Source organism: Chryseobacterium sp. ZHDP1 (assembly GCF_018603435.1).
Lineage (GTDB): Bacteria > Bacteroidota > Bacteroidia > Flavobacteriales > Weeksellaceae > Chryseobacterium > Chryseobacterium indicum.
Map to the genome: position 1 here is coordinate 4,157,577 of NZ_CP075682.1, position 19,214 is coordinate 4,176,790.

Annotated in this window: 16 protein-coding genes; 9 read left to right on the plus strand and 7 right to left on the minus strand. The window is 39.7% G+C overall.

Going from position 1 to position 19,214, the window contains the following annotated elements:
- Positions 1–20: 20 nt before the first annotated feature.
- A complete protein-coding gene (locus KKI44_RS19275; RefSeq protein ID WP_214588783.1) occupies positions 21–308 on the minus strand; it encodes a putative quinol monooxygenase in 288 nt (95 codons plus the stop codon).
- Entirely contained in the window at positions 308–922 is a 615-nt protein-coding gene (locus KKI44_RS19280; RefSeq protein WP_214588784.1) for an NAD(P)H-dependent oxidoreductase, read from the minus strand. Before KKI44_RS19280 ends, KKI44_RS19275 begins: the two co-directional genes overlap by 1 nt.
- Positions 923–1,147: 225 nt before the next feature.
- Between KKI44_RS19280 and KKI44_RS19285 the strand changes: the two genes are divergently transcribed.
- The 5 genes from KKI44_RS19285 to KKI44_RS19305 all read left to right on the plus strand — a co-directional run bounded on the left by KKI44_RS19285 (position 1,148) and on the right by KKI44_RS19305 (position 4,743).
- On the plus strand, positions 1,148–2,059 hold the full coding sequence (locus KKI44_RS19285; RefSeq protein ID WP_214588785.1) for a LysR family transcriptional regulator: 912 nt from the start codon (positions 1,148–1,150) through the stop codon (positions 2,057–2,059).
- Between the two features lie 27 nt (positions 2,060–2,086).
- On the plus strand, positions 2,087–2,962 hold the full coding sequence (locus tag KKI44_RS19290; protein WP_214588786.1) for an aldo/keto reductase: 876 nt from the start codon (positions 2,087–2,089) through the stop codon (positions 2,960–2,962).
- Positions 2,963–2,968: 6 nt separating this feature from the next.
- Positions 2,969–3,802, plus strand: a complete 834-nt coding sequence (locus KKI44_RS19295) for a restriction endonuclease (RefSeq protein WP_214588787.1) — start codon at positions 2,969–2,971, stop codon at positions 3,800–3,802.
- Between the two features lie 86 nt (positions 3,803–3,888).
- Positions 3,889–4,158, plus strand: coding sequence for a RebB family R body protein (locus KKI44_RS19300; protein WP_214588788.1), 270 nt, complete (start codon positions 3,889–3,891; stop codon positions 4,156–4,158).
- 138 nt (positions 4,159–4,296) lie between these two features.
- Positions 4,297–4,743, plus strand: coding sequence for a lipocalin family protein (locus KKI44_RS19305; protein WP_214588789.1), 447 nt, complete (start codon positions 4,297–4,299; stop codon positions 4,741–4,743).
- Positions 4,744–4,968: 225 nt separating this feature from the next.
- Here KKI44_RS19305 and KKI44_RS19310 read toward each other — a convergent pair whose 3' ends face one another.
- From KKI44_RS19310 to KKI44_RS19330, 5 genes are all read right to left on the minus strand, one after another.
- Positions 4,969–6,306, minus strand: coding sequence for a UDP-N-acetylmuramate--L-alanine ligase (locus KKI44_RS19310; protein WP_214588790.1), 1,338 nt, complete (start codon positions 6,304–6,306; stop codon positions 4,969–4,971).
- 6 nt (positions 6,307–6,312) lie between these two features.
- The gene (locus tag KKI44_RS19315) at positions 6,313–6,750 is read right to left on the minus strand and encodes a hypothetical protein (RefSeq protein WP_214588791.1); all 438 of its coding nucleotides are present in this window, start codon (positions 6,748–6,750) and stop codon (positions 6,313–6,315) included.
- Positions 6,751–7,006: 256 nt separating this feature from the next.
- On the minus strand, positions 7,007–7,813 hold the full coding sequence (locus KKI44_RS19320; protein WP_214588792.1) for a lysophospholipid acyltransferase family protein: 807 nt from the start codon (positions 7,811–7,813) through the stop codon (positions 7,007–7,009).
- 27 nt (positions 7,814–7,840) lie between these two features.
- Positions 7,841–8,467 (minus strand): NUDIX hydrolase, encoded by a 627-nt coding sequence (locus KKI44_RS19325; RefSeq protein ID WP_214588793.1) that lies wholly within the window; start codon positions 8,465–8,467, stop codon positions 7,841–7,843.
- A gap of 92 nt (positions 8,468–8,559) precedes the next feature.
- Positions 8,560–8,859, minus strand: coding sequence for a hypothetical protein (locus tag KKI44_RS19330; protein WP_214588794.1), 300 nt, complete (start codon positions 8,857–8,859; stop codon positions 8,560–8,562).
- Positions 8,860–10,056: 1,197 nt separating this feature from the next.
- Between KKI44_RS19330 and KKI44_RS19335 the strand changes: the two genes are divergently transcribed.
- The 4 genes from KKI44_RS19335 to KKI44_RS19350 are packed head-to-tail and all read left to right on the plus strand — an operon-like array spanning position 10,057 to position 19,154.
- Entirely contained in the window at positions 10,057–11,670 is a 1,614-nt protein-coding gene (locus KKI44_RS19335) for a T9SS type A sorting domain-containing protein (protein ID WP_214588795.1), read from the plus strand.
- 2 nt (positions 11,671–11,672) lie between these two features.
- Positions 11,673–15,083 (plus strand): hypothetical protein, encoded by a 3,411-nt coding sequence (locus KKI44_RS19340; protein WP_214588796.1) that lies wholly within the window; start codon positions 11,673–11,675, stop codon positions 15,081–15,083.
- Between the two features lie 7 nt (positions 15,084–15,090).
- Positions 15,091–18,774: a DUF6443 domain-containing protein gene (locus KKI44_RS19345; RefSeq protein WP_214588797.1), complete on the plus strand. Its 3,684-nt coding sequence runs from the start codon at positions 15,091–15,093 to the stop codon at positions 18,772–18,774.
- Positions 18,774–19,154 carry a hypothetical protein gene (locus KKI44_RS19350; RefSeq protein ID WP_214588798.1) on the plus strand — a complete coding sequence of 127 codons (381 nt, stop codon included), beginning with the start codon at positions 18,774–18,776 and terminating at the stop codon, positions 19,152–19,154. Before KKI44_RS19345 ends, KKI44_RS19350 begins: the two co-directional genes overlap by 1 nt.
- Positions 19,155–19,214: the final 60 nt, after the last annotated feature.

The following is a 19,214-nucleotide window of genomic DNA, read 5'->3' on the forward strand; positions in this document are numbered from 1 at the left end:
TTCAGTTGTTTAATAGTGTTTTAAATAATTTCTGTTAAATAAATCTGTGGTTGCTCCTGAAGCTTTTCATTCACTAATTCTCCAAAAGCTTTGATGTAAGGCTGCTCGTTATGTTTTGCTAAACCTTCCTCGTTTTTCCAGATTTCATAAAATATAAACTGGTTTTTATCTTCAATTCCCTGGTGAAGCGTATAAAGTTCGTTGGCTTCCTCTTTCACCGTCTCTTTCACCATATTCTGAAGAACTTCCAGAACTTCGGCTCTATATTCTTCTCTGGCTTTAATAACTGCGGTTAAATAAATCTTCATTACGCCAGCTGGGGTTTTAATTCTTTTTCAAAAACTTCGGTAAGATGCTCTCTGTACAGCTTCATATCTCTTTCTACATCAGCATTTTTTTCGACGTCATGGAAGTGGAAACTTTCTAATTTTTCAAGAGAAACGAAAGCATTCATCCGGTGGAATCCAAATAACGGTCCATTGTCTACACTGGTTTCATTAAAAAATTCTCCCGGTAGCGTAAATGCTGTTGCAGGCGCATTCCAGCTTGTGGTTACCATATATTTTCTTCCACCAAGCATTCCTCCCGTTCCGTAATTGATCTTTGGATTATCGGCGCTTCTTCCGTCGCTCATATAAATTCCTTTGGCGTGTCCTGCGGTGAAGACTTCATCAATATATTTTTTAAGACCGTTCGGTAACTGGAACCACCAGATCGGAGTGTGATAAATAATATAATCTGCCCACACAAATTTTGCCACTTCTTCATTTTTATCATACCCTTCGTCTACGTTAGTGATCTTTACTTCTACATTTTCAAAGTTCTTAAGTACTTCTAAAGTGTTCTCTGCGATGGTCTGATTATATTTTCCTCCGGAATGTCCGAAATTCTGTCCTCCGTTGATAATTAATACTTTTTTCATTGCTTTTATGATTGTTAAAATTTTACAGGGACAAAGGTATTGGCTAAATTGCTATAAGAAAAATAATAAAAATTATACCTAAGTATTATTTAAATGATAATTAGTATATGTAATTGATTATCAGTTTTTTATTTTAAATATAGACCGCCTTTATCGCTTTCATTGATGCTGAAAATATCATAATCATGATTATTTAGGTACATTTGCATCATAAAAGTAATACCTATGGTTAATTTAGAATGGTACAGAACTTTTAAGGCAATCTATAAAACAGGAACGCTTACCGAAGCTGCGGATACCCTGTTTATTTCGCAGCCGGGCGTAAGTCTGCATCTCAGTTCGCTTGAAGCGTATGTCGGATATAAATTATTCGACAGAACCGGAAGGAGAATGATTCCGACGGAAAGAGGAAAGGTTTTGTATAATGCGATTACGGAACCGCTGGCAAAACTGGAAGAGGTAGAAAAAAACTTTCAGAAATCGACAGAGAAACTCACGCCTACCATCAGTGTCGGCATGTGTTTTGAAACGTTTCAGACAACGCTGGAGCAGTATGTTTCCAGTCTGCCGTTCAATCTGATCATCAGTTTCGGAGAATACCGCGAAATGCTCGATCAATTAGATAAAGGAATTTTAGATTTAATCATTACTCCCAAAAAAGGAGTTTCGCCGAATATTGAGCATGAAGCATTTTCTTCCGAACAGATCATTCTTGTGGGAGGAAAAGAGGTTGATAAAGAGGAGTTTGAAATTATTTTAAATGAAAAAGGAATCGAACACGCGGAAGAATGGCTGAAAAATGAAAAATGGTACGGAACAGCGGGAGATATGGAGCATCTTTTTCAGTTCTGGATCCTGAATTTCGGGCATAAACCGAACTTCCGTCCCAATTATATCGTTCCGAACCTGAATTCAATTGTGCGTTGTCTGAAAGGTGGAACGGGTTTGGCGGTGGTTCCTGATTTTCTCTGCAAAAAGGAAATTGAAAACGGAGAAGTACAACTGATCTGGGAAGGTGAAAAACCATTGAAAAACACGCTGTATTTCGGATGCCGGAAGAAAACGAATTATCAGACGGAGATCGATCATATCAAAACACTTTTCAGGAAGATGATGGGAAAAGAAATTGAGATTTAACAAATTATAAATAGATAAATAACAAGTATGCAAAAGAAAACATACACAGGACAGCCTGTAATTACACTGAACAACGGAGTGGATATTCCGGCTTTAGGATTCGGGGTTTGGCAGATGGAAGATATGCAGGAATGTGAAAATGCGGTGATCAAGGCCATTGAAACCGGCTACAGAATGATCGACACGGCTTCCATTTACCAGAATGAAACCGCAGTAGGAAATGCGATTAAAAACAGCGGAACAGACCGTGAAGAATTATTCATTACTTCAAAACTTTGGGTTCAGGATACTTCTTATGAGCAGGCGAAAGGCGCTTTTCAGAGAACTTTAGACCGACTGCAGCTGGATTATCTTGATATGTACCTTATTCACTGGCCGTACTCTGATTTTAAAGGAGCGTGGAAAGCGATGGAAGAACTGTATCAGGAAGGAAAAATAAAAGCAATCGGAGTTTGTAATTTTCCGGAGGATAAAATGGAAGAACTAAAAGCGGATGCAACGGTACTTCCTGTCATCAACCAGATCGAGCTGCACCCGATTTTCCAGCAGAAAGAACTTCAGGTGTACAACAGAGAAAATAACATTATCACGCAGCCATGGAGTCCGCTTGGAAACGGAAACGCCGGATTACTGGATAATCAGGATCTTAAATCAATCGGCGAAAAATACGGAAAAACGGTGGCGCAGGTAATTTTAAGATGGCATTTACAGGAAGGATTCTGCGTGATTCCTAAATCGGTTACCCCTTCCAGAATTGAAGAAAACTTCAATGTTTTTGATTTTGAATTAACCGAAGATGAAATGAATGTGGTTCGTTCTTTAGACACCGGAAAAAGATTATTCTTCGATCCGAAAGATCCGGAATGGGAGCAGAAAATGCTGAAATCGGTAGCGGATATTTAATATTCTATGTGGAAAAAGTACGAAATAGAGGTTTACGAAGCTCTAAAGCTAGCTTATCCAGAATGTGAAATAGAGTTTAATGATTCGATTTTAGGTATTTATAGCAAAGCTGAAAGACAAATTGATTTTTCTATTAGAGGAACAATTGCTGGAAAAAGAATATTAGGTATTGTGGACTGTAAGTTCTATAATAAGAATGTTGATGTGAAAGGAGTTGAAAGTTTTATAGGAATGAGCCAAGATGTGAATGCAAATTTTGGTTTTTTAATTACAAATAACGGATATTCACAAGCATCAAAGAACAGAATAAAATTTTCTAATATAAAACTAGATATTTTAAAATTTAATGAGTTTGGAAAAATAGATATTCCTGTCGATTATTTTTTTAATCAAAATATAAAGGGTTTGCAACTTTCTAAATATGAATTTATAAAAAGAAATAAGCATAACACAGCATATTTTGATTCTGAAAAATCTGATTATTTTAATAGAATTATTTGTTTCAAAGAAAGGTATGCAGAAACAGAATATTATGCTTATAAAAAGCTGTTAGAAAATACTATAAAAGCTTTTAGAGATTTTGAACAATTAGATTTAATTAATATTTTTATTCCTGCAAATAAAGATAACGGCAATAAATATTCGTACAGTTGCGAAATTAAAAGACATATTATTCAAGATTTTTTAAAAATTAATATAGACTTTTTAAGAGATGATATCTTTAATTGGAGAGAGGATTTTTTAAAAAATTTAAATAAGGATACTGTATATAGTTTTGCGAGACAATTTGTAATGGAAGAGCCTTATCAAAATTACAATGATATCATTTGTAAGAAGTAAACAAAAAGAAGTAATAATTATTTATTGCTTCTTTTTTTATTAAAAAATATCATTTAACTTTACCATTATACTTAAAAACTAAAATTATGGATACAAAAGTTAATGATCAGATCACCGATGCGGTGACTCAGGCTAATGTAAAAGTTTTAGGAGAGGCTCCTGCAGTGGCAATGGGAAATCTTTATCAGGCTATGGCACATTCTACAGGCATACTTTTTCAGAATGCAGTAAGCGCTCAGAATCAGCAGAATATCTTGGCTCAGGCTGCTACGACACAAGGAGTGATGCAGATTTACAGCATCGATACAGTTGCGGATGCGATTTCCATTACAAAAATATTGAATCCGGGCTCCTGAATATTCAAAAATTTTTAAAAAACAAAAACATCTGATTTTTTTCGGCATAACATGTATAAGCCGTGAATTTCATCTATTTTTGCGGACTTACAATACCTCTGTTTAAGAAATTAGACAGCAAGAATACTTTTTATCAATATGAACAAAATACTCATGTCATTTCTTCTGCTCTCTGTTATTTCCTGCACCGGAAGTGATGAAGATCAGAACACAGACAATAAATCTTCCATTATCGGAACATGGTATGTCGAAAAAACCGAGATTTACAAATCTTTAAATCAGCAGATTCTGGTTTCTTTCTCAACGGAATGTCAGAAAATGAGCACCTACGAATTTACTTCTACCCATCTTTTCTCCATTTCTTTTGCGCAGAACAACAATACCTGCGAAAAAGCAAATGTTGTCACCCAAAAATACACGTTTAATCAGGCAAACAGTACATTCTGGTTTGAAGGGCAGGAAAAGTATCCGTATTACATCACAAAGCTTAATGAATCTGATATGGTGGTAGAAGACCGCACTCAGGATTTCGACGGCGACGGAGCCAAAGATGTATTGAGGCGTTTTTATAAAAGAATCAAATAAAATAATCGACTTATCCTTTTAATTATTATTGGAGAACAACAATGAGCAGGCGGTTTATAATAGTGTCCCTTCGACAAGCTCAGGGTGACATCCCGAATACTAACCGCAATATTAAACATTGTCAGGCTGAGCCTGTCGAAGCCTTTATGAGTAAAAAGGGGTAAGTCAATAAAATAAAAAACTCCTTTCGGTCTGAAAGGAGTTTGATTTTTATATTCTGTACAGTTATTTCGTAAGATCGAGACCTCCGAAATTTCCGGAACTCATCATGAGATAAACGCCTTCAGTTTTATCCAGCGTGTTCCAGTACGCATGAAGCGCTTCCGCGTTGGTGAATACTCTTAAATTTTCATTCTTAAACTTTTCTTTGATCAGTTCCGGTGAAATCGGCTCCATTCTTTTGATTTTCAGGGCATCTTCAGAATAGAAAACAATCGCTTCATCCAGTCCGTCCATTGCGTGATCGTACTGTTCCAGAAAAACAGGGTTTAAGCTGGAATACGTATGAAGCTCAAGAAAACCGTATTTCTTTTCGTTTTTAAACTGTTCGCAGAATGCTTTTACGGCTGCTTTTACCTTGCTTGGTGCATGTGCAAAATCTTTATACAATGTTCCGTTGTCTTCTCTTTCCACCTTTTCCAGACGCTTCGAAGCTCCTTTAAAGCTCATGATCGCTTCATAGAAATCTTCATCCATGATTCCCAATGTATGGCAGATGTGTCTTGCCCCTTCAAGATTCAGTAAATTATGTGCGCCGAAAACTGAAAGCGGAACATCGCCCATTTCTGTTTTCAGGTGAACTTTACCGTTTACAATTTCGTATTCAGGGGTTTTGTAAGGAATTTTTCTGAAATAATTTTCAGCACTTTCCACTACTTTTACCACTTCGGCATCTTCTTCATTGTACACCAGAACACCGCCTGCTGTAATGCTTGCCACAAATTTTCTGAACTGCTCCACGTAATCATCAAATGTTTTGAAAACGTTGATGTGATCCCATGCAATTCCGCTCAGCAAAGCAATATTCGGCTGATAGAGCAAAAATTTTGAACGGAGATCGATAGGAGAGGAAAGATATTCATCCCCTTCCAACACCATAAAATCATTGTTTTCGCTTAATTTCACCATACAGTCGAAACCTTCGAGCTGCGCTCCTACCATGAAATCCACTTCTTTCTGATGGAAATTCAGCACATGGAGAATCATGGAAGTAATCGTCGTTTTTCCGTGTGAGCCGGCAATAACCACTCTTGTTTTATCTTTAGACTGTTCGTACAGAAATTCGGGATAAGAATAGATTTTCAGACCAAGCTCTTTGGCTTTCGCCAGTTCCGGATTATCCTGATGTGCGTGCATTCCGAGAATAACGGCATCGATATCGGAAGTGATCTTTTCCGGAAACCATCCCATTTCTTCGGGAAGAATTCCTTTCTTTTCCAAACGTGATTTTGAAGGTTCAAAGATCGCATCATCCGAACCTGTTACTACATATCCTTTATCTTTTAATGCAATGGCAAGATTGTGCATTGCACTTCCGCCGATCGCGATGAAATGAGTTTTCAACTGTATTTACGGTTTTTTTACATTAGTATTAATGATCTCCTGAAAAGCATTGGTAATGTTCGTCCAGTTTGTTTTATAGTTCGGCATTACAGAGCTTGCATCGGTTTTGCTGCCTTCATTCGGGCCTTTTTTCACGTTGATCGTTGTGGCAATCCCGTCATAGATCTTCTGGTGGTCTTCCTGTATTCTTCTGAAATTGTTCTGGGAAAGGGTAGTGTTCAGTTTTTTAAGATCTTCGTCTGTAACTTTAAAATCCTGTTTGTATTTTTTTCCCTGTCCTTCGAAAGAGTAATGCGCGTTATTTCCTTTAATCAGAAGGTTTTCATACATCGGTGCAAATCCTCCGCTTTTCGAATAGCTGATGTCGAAATCCGAATACACTTTCTGGCTGTTGCAGGATACTAATACTATGATCGCGAATAAAATTCCTAATATTCTTTTCATAATTTTTTCTACTTTAAGAGCATGTTTAAATTTATAATTTACTTTTACCATTAAGGAGTTAAGCTCCTCCAGCTTAAAAAACTTAATAAAAATCAATGTATTGATTTCTTAATTAGAATCAGTTTAACCAGCTTACATTAACTTCATCGAATCTAAGATTTCTTAATGTTAAATTTAAGAATAAACAAAGTTTCTTTTAATTAAGAAAGTTAAGAAAAACCTGTAAAACTTTTATTTAGCAATATTTAAACAGGCACTAATTATCTGATTCTTTTTGTTCTGATTTTTTAGCCTTTAATTCTTCATCATAACTGTGCAGGACATTGAAATCCTCCGTCTGCTCAATCGCCGTCATGATTTTATGCAGAATCTGCTGCGCGTTTTCTTTATCGTAGTCTATGTCAAGAGGCGCTTTAAACTCCATGGTCGGTTTTACACCTGTTACTTTTACACGAAGTCCCTTTTTATCGAATGCCCTTCTGAATCCGTTAATTTTAATAGGAATAACAATAGGACGTTGGTTTTTTACCAGTTTTGCCGTACCCCTTCTTCCCTGAGCAAAAGCAGCAGTGGTTCCCTGAGGAAAAGTAGCTACCCAGCCGTTATCCAGGGCTTTCATGATGTTATCCACCTCACTCATGTCTACCATCCGGTTGACGTTTTTACCTTCCGCTCTCCAAGTTCTTTTTACCGTTACCGCTCCTGCAATCTTAAAGATTTTAGGAAGAATCCCTTTATTCATGGTTTCTTCGGCAGCTACATAGTAAAAATCAATTTTAGGATTTAAAAGATAGATCGGGTTCTTAATGGTGTTCAGATACCCATTGTTCACCGAGCAGAATGCATGATACATCGCTGCCACATCTGCGAAATACGTCTGATGGTTGGATACAAACAGCACATTGGAATCCGGAAGATCCACAAGATGCTCAGTTCCGGTGATTTTCAGTTTATTAAAGCCGTTGAATCTTCTGTAAGATACAATTCCTAAAATAAAAATAATTAACCTTTTTAAAAAATAAGGAGTTCCGAACGCGTCGGTGAAAATGTTTTTCTTCGCCATCTCTCAATTAAACACGGTATTGCAAAGTTACATTTTTTTCAGCAACTGGCTGAATTCGCTCAGAATCATGGCGGTAGCGCCCCAGATAATATATCCGTTGAAATTTATAACAGGGACTTCATTTCCTGCCGTGCTCGGTAAAACCATCATTTCCGGCTCATCCGGAAGATTGAGAAAGCACGTGATGGGAAACTCGATTACTTCCACCGCCTCGCTCTGCTGTAAAATAAATTCCGGATTTTTCTTGGTATACGAAATATAAGGATACACATAAAAGTTGCTGGGCGGTATGTAGATAGGCGACATTTCACGAATCATCCGTACATAATGTTTTTCAATGCCGATTTCTTCAGACGTCTCACGCACCGCAGTTTCTGCAAAATCCTCATCCGTTTCCTCACGCTTTCCGCCCGGTAAAGAGATCTGTCCGCTGTGGCGGTCGTGCTCATTAATGGTTCTCTGAATTAATGGGAAATGCCATTCATCATTCTTCAGGTACAGAACAATATTTACGGCAGCAAATTTTGGATTTTTTGCCAAAACCTCTTCATACGTAAAAACGGGGCGGGAAGGAGGGGAGAAAACACCGTGCGCATGGATGCCCGGCAATTCCGCAGCCTTTATTTTCTTTAATAAATCTTTTCCAAAACTCATTCTCAAATTTAATCATTTCTTTTGAAGAAAGGAAGAGCGGAAAATGTTAATTAATGGTAAAAGTGAGGGGGCGTTGGTTTAGGGTTTAGGGTTTAGGGTTTAGGGTTGATGGTTGATGATTGATGATTGATGGTTGTTGGTTGTTGGTTGTTGGTTGTTGGTTGTTGGTTGTTGGGGGCTTCGGTTTCGCTCTGCGTGCTGATGGGTTGATTTGTTTGAATGGCTGAATTTCTGAAATCTGTTTTTTTGCTTGTTTTTGAATGTTGTTTTTTGATGAACAGGGTAAAATTACCACAGAAATGTCCATTTTCCACCATCATAAAAAATTCTGACCGGTTTTGACTGCTTTTGACCGGTTTTGACCGGTTTGAAAACCCATTTCTTCGGATCATGTTCGGGTCTTCTTCGGATCGGCTTCGGAAAAATGGGATTTTTTCCGAAGGATTACCGAACAGCAGTCGAAGGATTCCGGAAGAATTTTATGAAAGTATTTCTGCTTCATTGTACGCTTCGGCTTCGCTCAGCGTACTTCAATGCTACACCATTTTAAACAAATCATTGTCAATCAACCACCACCGTGCGCTGAGCGAAGCCGAAGCGAACATCATCCTGAATAACCATCCCCAAAATTGTTTACAATCGCAAAGGCGCAAGATTTTTAACATAAAAGTTGTTTAAAGTAAAATGGTAGAAAACTCTATAGAGTTTTATCTGTGTAGACACCATATTCGCAAGACGTTCTGCGTTCCGTAGGAACGCTATCTTTAGAAAATATATCGTATTTAAGATATCAATCCTATGGATTGACTGACGGATTTATTCTTATTTCTACACAGATTCTGCTCCTAAAGGAGCAAACTCTTTTACTTTAAACAACTTCATGCTGTATGTATTAAGGCGCAAAGATTTTATCTCCGATAAAATTTTGATGCGGATATTTTCCGCTTCGGCTCTGCAAATCGTACATCATTACTACATCAATTTAAACAAATCATTGTAACGCAAACCTGTCACTGTGGGCTGAGCGGAGCCGAAGCACACATCATTGCCACCCCATTTTAAGCAAATCATTGTAACGAAAACCTGCCACTGTAGGCTGAGCGGAGCCGAAGCACACATCATTGCCACCCCATTTTAAACAGATCATTGTACCCAAACCTGCCACCGTGCGCTGAGCGAAGCCGAAGCGCACAGTAAATAAACTTTGCCGTTGAAAAATATTTTGTCTAATTTCGTTTCCGGATTATAACGGGAAAATGGGAAGCTCCACGCTTTCTTTTTTTTCGATTAATTTCCAACCTTTTTAAAAATTTTTGCATCTTTAAAATAAAACGACACCTTTTGTCGTTACAGGGGTGTAACTTTGCAGAAGACAAAAAGACTAAAAGCTTTTTACGATTCTGATTTTTTAAAAAAAACTAAAAACAGGCTGTCAAAAGCCAATAAAAAAACAAAGACCATGAATACAAAAAAAGATTTTCGAGCAGATTCTATCCGGAATAATTTTTCAAGAATGAGGGTTTCCTTATTTTTTTAACCCGTTCTATTCTTAATTTCACCTTTACAATAACGTTAAAATTACACTAAGTATGAAAAAATTCAGCATGAGTGTGTTCACTCTGTGCAGCATTCTGGGGGTATATGCCCAGGAAGTAGTCTGGCAGAAAGACATCCGGTCCTCTACGCAGGACTTTCTTTCACAGGTCACCACGACCATCGATCAGCAGTATCTAATTACCGGAAGCAGCATCCATTCTGACAACCATCAGCCAGCATCCGGCAGCCAAAAGCAGAACAACGGCTATGATTTCCATCTGGTAAAACTGAACCAGCAGGGCGAAGAGGTCTGGGAAAAATATTTCTCAGGGAAAAACCATGACTTTTTGTCGGCAACCGTCAACACGCAGGAAGGAGGATTTCTTCTGGCAGGTTCCAGCTATTCGGGGAAAGGGCTGGATAAAAAAGACGATTCCAAAGGCGGGTCGGATTTCTGGCTGATCAGAATCAACGAATTTGGGGATGAATTATGGCAGAAAACCATAGGCAGTACTGCGGATGAAGAAGCACGGGCGGTGATTCAGACCACGGATATGGGGTTCTTTGTAGCGGGATCCTTCGGCTCCGCTCAGGATCCAAAAATGAGAGGCTACGGCTCCAAAGATGTACTGGTAGTACGGCTGGATAAAAACGGGAAGGAACTATCCCAATTGGTTTTAGGAGGTAAAGGTCTGGATGAAGTGGAAAAAATGATTCCCACCAAAGACGGGGGAGCTTTATTAGGGATCTATTCGAGAAGCGGGGCTTTGGTAGGAAGCGGGAAGGCAGAAGCTGGAAGTAAAGCCAAGCAGACAGAAAATTATGGCGAAGGCGATTACTGGATCGTGAAACTTTCGAAAGACGGAAAAGTGGAATGGGAAAAGAATTTCGGAGGAAAAGGCGATGATCATCTAAGAACACTGGCACTGACTTCTACAGGCTACCTGATCGGAGGGGAATCCAGATCGGAAAGATCGGGAAACAAATCAGTAGGTATTGAAGAGGGTACCGACCTCTGGTTGATCTCCATTGATGAAAGGGGTGAAGAATTCTGGCAGAAATCCTACAGCTTTAAAAACCGCGATGTTCTGATGGGGATGAGCGTTATTGCCGGGAAGCAGGAAGACGGAAGCGGGAAGTCTAAAGGCATCCTGCTGGGCGGTTACACACAGGCGGAAGGCAGGATTGAAAATGATGACGAGACTTTCTGGATGCTGTATCTGGACCAGAACGGAAATGAGCAGTGGAGAAAGCACGTAAAAGGAGAATCCCGAAAAAAAGAGGAAAGACTGTCTGATATTAAGCTGAACCGTGACGGATCGATTGTACTCGCAGGAACCAGCGCAGAGGAGTTAGGCAAAGAAAACTGGAAGATCGTAAAGCTTGGGGATAAACAGGTTGACCAGCTGATCGAAAAGCAGGATATCAGGATCTACCCGAACCCGGTAACGGATTATGTGTATGTGGAGCTTGGATTTGAGGGCTTGAGAGAAGGAGCGTTTGAAGCCGAGATTGCGGTGTACGACATGGGCGGAAGAAAGCTTGAAACGGTAAAGACAAAAAATAAGATCACCAAGATCAATACCCAGCCTTTGATTCAGGGGGCGTATCTGGTGGTGGTGAAAACCAGTGACAAAACGGCGAATGCCAAATTGATTAAAAAATAAACATGATGAGACAAATAAAACCATTTACATTTTTGCTGATCTTATTTCAGTCTGCCATGATGTATTCCCAGGGGACGGGTTTCATACCCCCAAGCCCACAGTCTTTTTCTTTCGTTAAAGCAACGAATGTGGTGTCTGAAAATGAACATACGGGAAGTGCCAGTGTAAACATCCCCCTGTTTACTTATAAATCCAATAAATTAAGTACGGATATCAGCCTTATATACAGCGGAGCCGGGGTAAAAGTTGACGACCTGCCTAACGATGCGGGGATGACGTGGGTAGTTAATGCAGGAGGAGTCATTACAAGAACCGTTAACGGACTTATCGATGAAAAGGCAACCATGAGAATGAATAAGCCCGAAGCAGAATTAATCCAGAAAACAGCTTCTGACTGTGCGGCGGACGAAGAAATAAGAACTGCCTGCTATACTCCCCAACAGATGGATACAGAGCGTGATATTTTTGATTTCAGGTTCGGCGATCTGTCCGGATCTTTCTATCTGGATGAGAATTTTATTCCGGTTTTTCTGAAAAATGATTCGGATGTCAGAATAAAAAATATCCTTCCGGCTAATGAAACCGACAACAGGAAATTCATAGGTTTTGAATTGACGACAAAGGAAGGAATCCAGTACATTTTCGGAGGAAGCATAGCATATTGGGAAACCACGGCTTCAAAAGCCATGCCCGCCAATCCGCCGGGCGATTATGCGATTACTTCATTTTTCCTGAAGGAGATTCAGTATCTTAACGGAGAGAAGATTTTTTTCTCTTATGAAGATACTCCGCTGGTTACCAACAGCATCAGTAAAATTCATACACGATATTTATATTCCGCAGGATTAGGAACAGGAATTATGCCCAATCTGGATCCTGAACTGATAGTTTTAACACAAACCCATTATACGAAGAATAAAAAAAGGATTTTAAGTATTTCGAACAGTGAAAATACGGATGTGCTCAACTTTATTTATTCAGAGAGAACGGATTCCGATTTTAAAAAATACCTTTCAGGAATTGAATACAAAGTCAATAATTCAGTATTTAAAAAAATAGCCTTTGATTATCTTTTTGAAAATTCAAATCCGCCACAAAATATTCAGAGATTCTATTTAACACAGCTGAACTATTACAACAACAATGTTTTTGAAAAAAAATACCAGTTTAATTATGACAATCCATTAGATCTGCCTGCAAGACTGACTCACGGACAGGATATGTACGGGTATTTTAACGGACATTCTGAAAACGGTTCTCTGATTGCGGCTTTCTTTGGTGATGCTACTCCAAGTGCTGCTTACCTTCCATCCATCTTATCGACCTTCGGAAACCGCAGACCGGATTTTGCATTTGCTTCCAAAGGGACATTGAAGGAAGTAATCTACCCCACCGGAGGAAAAACGAAGTTTGAATATGAAGCTCCTAAAACAAAGGCTTTGTTCAAAACAAAGGTGAATATGGGAGAAGATCTTTTTTCTTCGGGAGGGACTTCTACACAATTGATAGAGAATCTTCATTTTGACCAGACTCTTCAATTTACTCTTACAACCTATTCAGGTGATGCAAGTCCTAATCACATGAAACTTGCAAATTTTACGGTAAAGGATCTTGATTCTAATATACAGATATATGCTAATGGAAAATCTTACGGCTATGCGCCACAAGATTCAATTACCGGATCGTTCAGTGTTCAGAAGAACAGGAGATATCTTATATCATTTACACCGAGAGGAAATGCGGAACTTAAATATTCTTACAGCCACAAAGACCCCATTGATAACTTTGGGATCAGGTTAAAGTCTGTCACTCATTCTGAAAATAATCAGGTAAGCGAATACAAAAGACTGTATTACTGTCCGGCCGCACTTTATACTGCGAAAGAGGAAGATATTAACGAAAATGAAATGATGATTGTCCCGTATGTAAAATATGCAACATTCGATGAATTTCATGAAAACATGAATATGGCTGTAACCTATTCAGCGCATAACTCTACCAATTCCAGCCCTTTGTATAACAGCAGGCTTCAGGAGCGGTACCGTGTTGTAACCACCAGTTTGGGCGGAGACCATTTTGAGAACGGAGGATACCAGAAAACATTCAGAAAAGACTCAGATGATGCATTGGTAAGGATTCAGCCTTCTTCAGGTTCCGGTAGCGGGGCAGGGGCTCCTTCATCAGGTACAGGGTATGGCGGTCTTGGCAGTATTCAGGCACTCCCTAACTTTTTTGGTACATTATTAAATGATGTTTATTTTCCTGCAAAAGGAAACAGGCTGTCTTTCAGCGGTACCCTGCAGAATACCAAATACTTCGTTAAAAGAAACGGAAGTATTTATAAAAATAAGCAGGTACAGAACCAATACAGGTACAATATCCTGAAAACCAATCCAAATCTTTTTGTTTCCAAGGTGTTTAATGATCTTACTGATGCCAACTGCCCTACAGGAAATGTACAGCGTATTGCCAATTTTTATATGACAATGTATAAAAACTACACTGTGGATACCAAAATTGAAAAAGAAACGGTAACAGACTATATTGATGAAGTTCCTTTAACTCTGTATAATAATTTAGATGATTACTGGGCGGCAGAAAATTTAAATACTTCAGAATCGGCTTACCGCAAGCTCATTACTACTACGAATTATGAATATTCGTCCATGCCTAATCATAATCAGATTACCAGACAAACCGTCACAACCCCTGAGAACAGCATTACAGAGACAAATTACCAGTACGCCCACGAAAAAAACAACCAGCTGATGATCTCTAAAAACATGATAGGTATTCCTTTGGAAACAACGACGACCCAAACCGTCGGCGGTGTTACCAAAACACTGAAGAAATCTGAAACCGTTTATCCAACAGTACTTCCAACGTACCAATCAGAAAATCTTATCCTGCCACTGTCTGAAAAATCATATAATAAACTGAATAATACAATGTCAACGGATGTAACCTATGATAGATATGATGAAAAAGGGAACCTTCTTCAATACACCACCAAAGACGGAATTCCGGTAACCATTATCTGGGGATATAACAAAACTCTGCCAATTGCTAAAATTGAAGGAGCGGATTATACCTCTATTTCTCATGCCTACCTTGATGTCAATATTATTTCGGCGTCGAATAACGATGCCGCAGATCCTGCACAGGAAAGCCTTCTTCTCGATGCCCTGAATAGCTTCCGAAAACAGTCGGCTCTTTCAGGAAAGCTGATCTCCACCTACACTTATGATCCGCTGATCGGGGTAACGAGCATCACCCCTCCGTCCGGAGTAAGACAGACCTACACTTACGATCCGGCAAACAGGCTGAAAGAAACAGGAGTAAGAGGAAAAAACAGCGCAGGAAGCTATATCAACAAAAAAATGTCTGAAAACAAGTACAACTACAAACCATAACACAAACATGAGAAAATACAGTACCACCAAAACATTCTCCCTGTTGGGGCTGAGCATTGCCGCGATGTCCTTCGCACAGTCCCAGAACGAGAACTACATACAGTCCCGGAGCTGTCTGAATGACGACTGCAGCCGGAAATCCGAGACCATCACTTACTTTGACGGTCTGGGAAGACCCAAGCAGATCATCAGTGTAAAAGCGACACCCGGCGGAAAAGACCTGGTAACCCCCGTTACCTATGACGGCTTCGGAAGACAGGTGAAAAACATCCTTCCCGTTCCTGCTACGACCCAGAACTCCTCCATCCATACCGGAATTACCGATGAAACGGCAGCCAACTCCTATTACGGGGTTTCCAATGCATATTCTGAAAAGGAAATGGAAAACTCCCCGCTGGACAGGGTATTGCAGCAGGCAAGCCCGGGAGAGCCATGGAAGATGAGCTCGGGACACACCCGGAAGCTGAAGTACGAAACCAACCTGGGAACAGAGGTGAAGAAATTTATCACCAGTACAACCACCAGTACCGTGAACAATGTTTCCACCATGGTTTCCACGCTTTCGGTTTCTACGGATAATTCGGGATATTATCCCGCATCAACACTGTATAAAAACACCGTAACCGATGAAGACGGAAACCCTGTAACGGAATTTAAAAACGGACAGGGACAGACGATTCTGATCCGCAGAAATGACGGGGCACAGAATGTGGACACGTATTACGTGTACAACGAATACAACCAGCTGGCTTTCGTCCTTTCCCCGAAAGCGGTAAAACAGATTTCAGATAACAGTAACCTGATTACGGATGCGATTTTAAACGAGCTCTGCTACCAGTACCGGTACGACGGCAGAGACCGTCTGGTTGAAAAAAGACTGCCCGGAAAAGAGTGGGAACTGATGGTGTACGATAAACAGGACCGTGTGGTGCTCACACAGGATGCGATCCTGAGAACAGTAAACAATAACTTCGGAAGCAAAGGCTGGCTTTTTACCAAATATGATGAGTTCGGAAGAGTGGCGTATACCGGTTTCTTCTCCAACACCGCATCGAGACAGGTAATGCAGAATGCCCTGAACAGCATGACCGCCAATCCTTACAATACCGAAAGAAGAACCTCCACCTCCTTTAATCTGCAGGGACTGGATGTGTACTACGACAAACAGGCATTTCCTACAGGAAGCATGACCCTGCTTTCGGTTAATTATTACGATACCTATCCTCCCGAAGCTCCGGCAGTTCCGGCAACGGTTCTGGGACAGCATACGATGAAACAGACGCTGGGAAGCAGTGAAGATGCTTCCACGATGGGAATTTTAACCGCTGCCTACGTTAAAAACATCGAGGACAACAACTGGACGAAAACCTACAGCTATTACGATTCGATGGGAAGAGCCATTGCCACCAAAAGCACCAACCATCTCGGAGGGTATACCAACACCGAAACTGAACTGGATTTTGTTGGGGTTCCTTTAAAAACCAATACCTATCACCTCAGAAAGCAGGGCGAAGTCGGGGTAACGGTACAGGAAAGATTTGAGTACGATTCCCAGAACAGGTTGGTAAAACATTACCATCAGGTAGACAATAATCCCGAAGAACTGCTTGCCGAAAACACCTACAACGATCTATCACAGCTTGTGAACAAGAAAGTAGGCTCTACATCGGGTTCTGCGCCCCTGCAAAGCATCGATTACGATTACAACATCCGCGGCTGGATGACGGAGATCAACAAAAACCAGATGGCGGCTACCGATCTTGGAGGAAAACTGTTTTCCTACAAGATAAAATATACCAGTCGCGAGGGAATCGAAAATCCGGATACAGCACAGTTTTCAGGAAAGAATGTTGTCCCGAAATACAACGGGAATATTACAGAGGTAGACTGGCGAGCGGTAGAATCTATCGGTGCAAATCCATCAACAACCCCGAAAAGATACGGGTATGCGTATGATAAAATTAACAGGTTAACGGCAGGGTTTTACCAGAATCCCCAAAACCCGAACAGTAAAGAAAATACGGAATCGTTAGCGTATGATCTTAACGGAAATATCACCAGTCTTTACAGAACCTCGGTTCTGGAATATGGGAATACAACGCCGACCATGATTGATAACCTGCAATACATCTATGCTTCCGGCAATACCAGCAACAGGCTTACCAGCATCAATGATTATGCACAAAATGCAACAGGATACGAAGGCGGCGGACAAACCATCGGATATGATGTGAACGGAAACATGATCAGTATGCCGGATAAGGGAATCAGTGTGATTAAATACAATCATTTAAACCTTCCCCACCATCTGGAATACAGCAGAGATGGCATTGAAATGGTGAAACTGGACACAAAATACCGCGCCGACGGAACAAAGCTCCGTAAGGTAAACACCACAACGATTTCCGGAATTAACGGCTACACAACCTCTGTGAAGACCATCGATTACCTTGACGGCTTCCAGTATCAGAACATCACTAATTCAGGTGGCGGAGGCGGAGGAAGCTCGTCTTTTTCAGCATCCAATCTTGAGAGTTCACGAGCCATGGAAACGCAGGCATTCAGACTTGTGGACATCGGAGGTCTGGAACCTGTGGGAATGCTGAAGAATTCTGAACTGCAGTTTTTGCCGACTTCAGAAGGATTTTACGATTACATAAAAAATCAATATATTTACCAGTATAAAGATCACTTGGGAAATACAAGGGTAAGTTTTGGGAAAAACAGCGCAGGCGCTCTTGAAATTGTGGATGCTAATGATTATTATCCTTTTGGAATGAATCATTTGAAGAGTGGAAATTCGTTCTTTGGATCAAGTTCATATAAAAATTACAAGTACAATGGAAAGGAGTTGCAGGAAAGTGGCATGTATGATTATGGTGCGAGATTTTATATGGCGGACATCGGTAGATGGGGCGTCGTGGATCCGCTCGCGGAAAAGATGCGTCGTTACAGTCCTTACAACTATGCATTTAATAATCCAATTAGATTTATTGATCCCGATGGAATGCAAAATAAAGATGTTATTATTACTGGAAATGAAAAAGATAAGGCATTTGAACAACTACAGGCTTCCGTTCAAGGGCAACTTAATTTATCTATAGATGAAGATGGAAAAGTAACCGCAACAAAAATTGAAGGAGCTGAACAGACAGATGCATCAAATCTTCTTTTTCATGCTACAAATATTGATCACGACAACATTGTTACCCTAAGAACAGATAGTGACATGAGAGTCGATGAAGCAGAGGGAAGTGAATATCCTTTATACGAAGGAGGTGCTTATCGTGGTAGTTTCGAATATGGAGGGAAAGTTCGTGCGACTAATATTGTTAATCCGGATATTTTAGGGAAGTATGAGAATGTTATGGGTGCAGCTACAGGAACAAATATTTTGCACGAAGCTTTAGAATCATACATTGGTGCAGTCCTTTTTCCAGGAAGCCCTGCTTCGCTTTCCTCAGAAGCATCAGCAAAAGGATACAATGATGCACATGATATTGCGGCTTATGTTGATCCTCGATATAAAGACAGCGATGGATTTAAATTAATACAGAGTTCAAGCAGAACATTTATTGATAGTAATAGAGTTACTATAACCGATAATCTTTCATTAAGAAATATAAAAACAGGAGTGATTACTCCAATTGGAAGTTATTCGGGAACGTATAAAAACTTAAAAAAGAAATAATGAGAGTATTAACTATTATAATTTGTTTTCTTAATATCAGCTGCTTTTCACAAACAAATAAAAGTGAAGATGTTATATCAGCAGTTGTAAAGAAAATAGATTCTACCTCATGGAATTATATTCTTCATTTAGAAAATAAAAAAACGAAGATTATTGTTCCTGTTTTTAAGGAATGTGATAATAAGAAAGATTATTTTGGAAAAATAAAAGTTGGAAAAAAATATAATTTTGTTTTATCCAAAGAAATAAGTTATACTAAAACTCAAAGAGAATTTATAAGCCAAAGTATTGACGGAAAAGAAATCTGGAACTCAAAAATGAAAGGGGTGCTTTATTATACAGATTGCGCAAATATGTGTGGACTTTATATACAGCCCTGATACCCGCTCTCGCGGATTTATAATCCGTGAGCAATAATAAAGAACCCACCGCAAAGCGGT

Bases quoted from the DNA above. Each gene is read 5' to 3' on its own strand.
- KKI44_RS19335 (WP_214588795.1), top strand. From the start codon at position 10,057: ATGAAAAAATTCAGCATGAGTGTGTTCACTCTGTGCAGCATTCTGGGG.
- KKI44_RS19340 (WP_214588796.1), top strand. From the start codon at position 11,673: ATGATGAGACAAATAAAACCATTTACATTTTTGCTGATCTTATTTCAG.
- KKI44_RS19325 (WP_214588793.1), bottom strand. From the start codon at position 8,467: ATGAGTTTTGGAAAAGATTTATTAAAGAAAATAAAGGCTGCGGAATTG.
- KKI44_RS19315 (WP_214588791.1), bottom strand. From the start codon at position 6,750: ATGAAAAGAATATTAGGAATTTTATTCGCGATCATAGTATTAGTATCC.
- KKI44_RS19280 (WP_214588784.1), bottom strand. From the start codon at position 922: ATGAAAAAAGTATTAATTATCAACGGAGGACAGAATTTCGGACATTCC.
- KKI44_RS19330 (WP_214588794.1), bottom strand. From the start codon at position 8,859: ATGATCCGAAGAAATGGGTTTTCAAACCGGTCAAAACCGGTCAAAAGC.
- KKI44_RS19285 (WP_214588785.1), top strand. From the start codon at position 1,148: ATGGTTAATTTAGAATGGTACAGAACTTTTAAGGCAATCTATAAAACA.
- KKI44_RS19290 (WP_214588786.1), top strand. From the start codon at position 2,087: ATGCAAAAGAAAACATACACAGGACAGCCTGTAATTACACTGAACAAC.
- KKI44_RS19350 (WP_214588798.1), top strand. From the start codon at position 18,774: ATGAGAGTATTAACTATTATAATTTGTTTTCTTAATATCAGCTGCTTT.
- KKI44_RS19300 (WP_214588788.1), top strand. From the start codon at position 3,889: ATGGATACAAAAGTTAATGATCAGATCACCGATGCGGTGACTCAGGCT.
- KKI44_RS19275 (WP_214588783.1), bottom strand. From the start codon at position 308: ATGAAGATTTATTTAACCGCAGTTATTAAAGCCAGAGAAGAATATAGA.
- KKI44_RS19295 (WP_214588787.1), top strand. From the start codon at position 2,969: ATGTGGAAAAAGTACGAAATAGAGGTTTACGAAGCTCTAAAGCTAGCT.
- KKI44_RS19345 (WP_214588797.1), top strand. From the start codon at position 15,091: ATGAGAAAATACAGTACCACCAAAACATTCTCCCTGTTGGGGCTGAGC.
- KKI44_RS19305 (WP_214588789.1), top strand. From the start codon at position 4,297: ATGAACAAAATACTCATGTCATTTCTTCTGCTCTCTGTTATTTCCTGC.
- KKI44_RS19320 (WP_214588792.1), bottom strand. From the start codon at position 7,813: ATGGCGAAGAAAAACATTTTCACCGACGCGTTCGGAACTCCTTATTTT.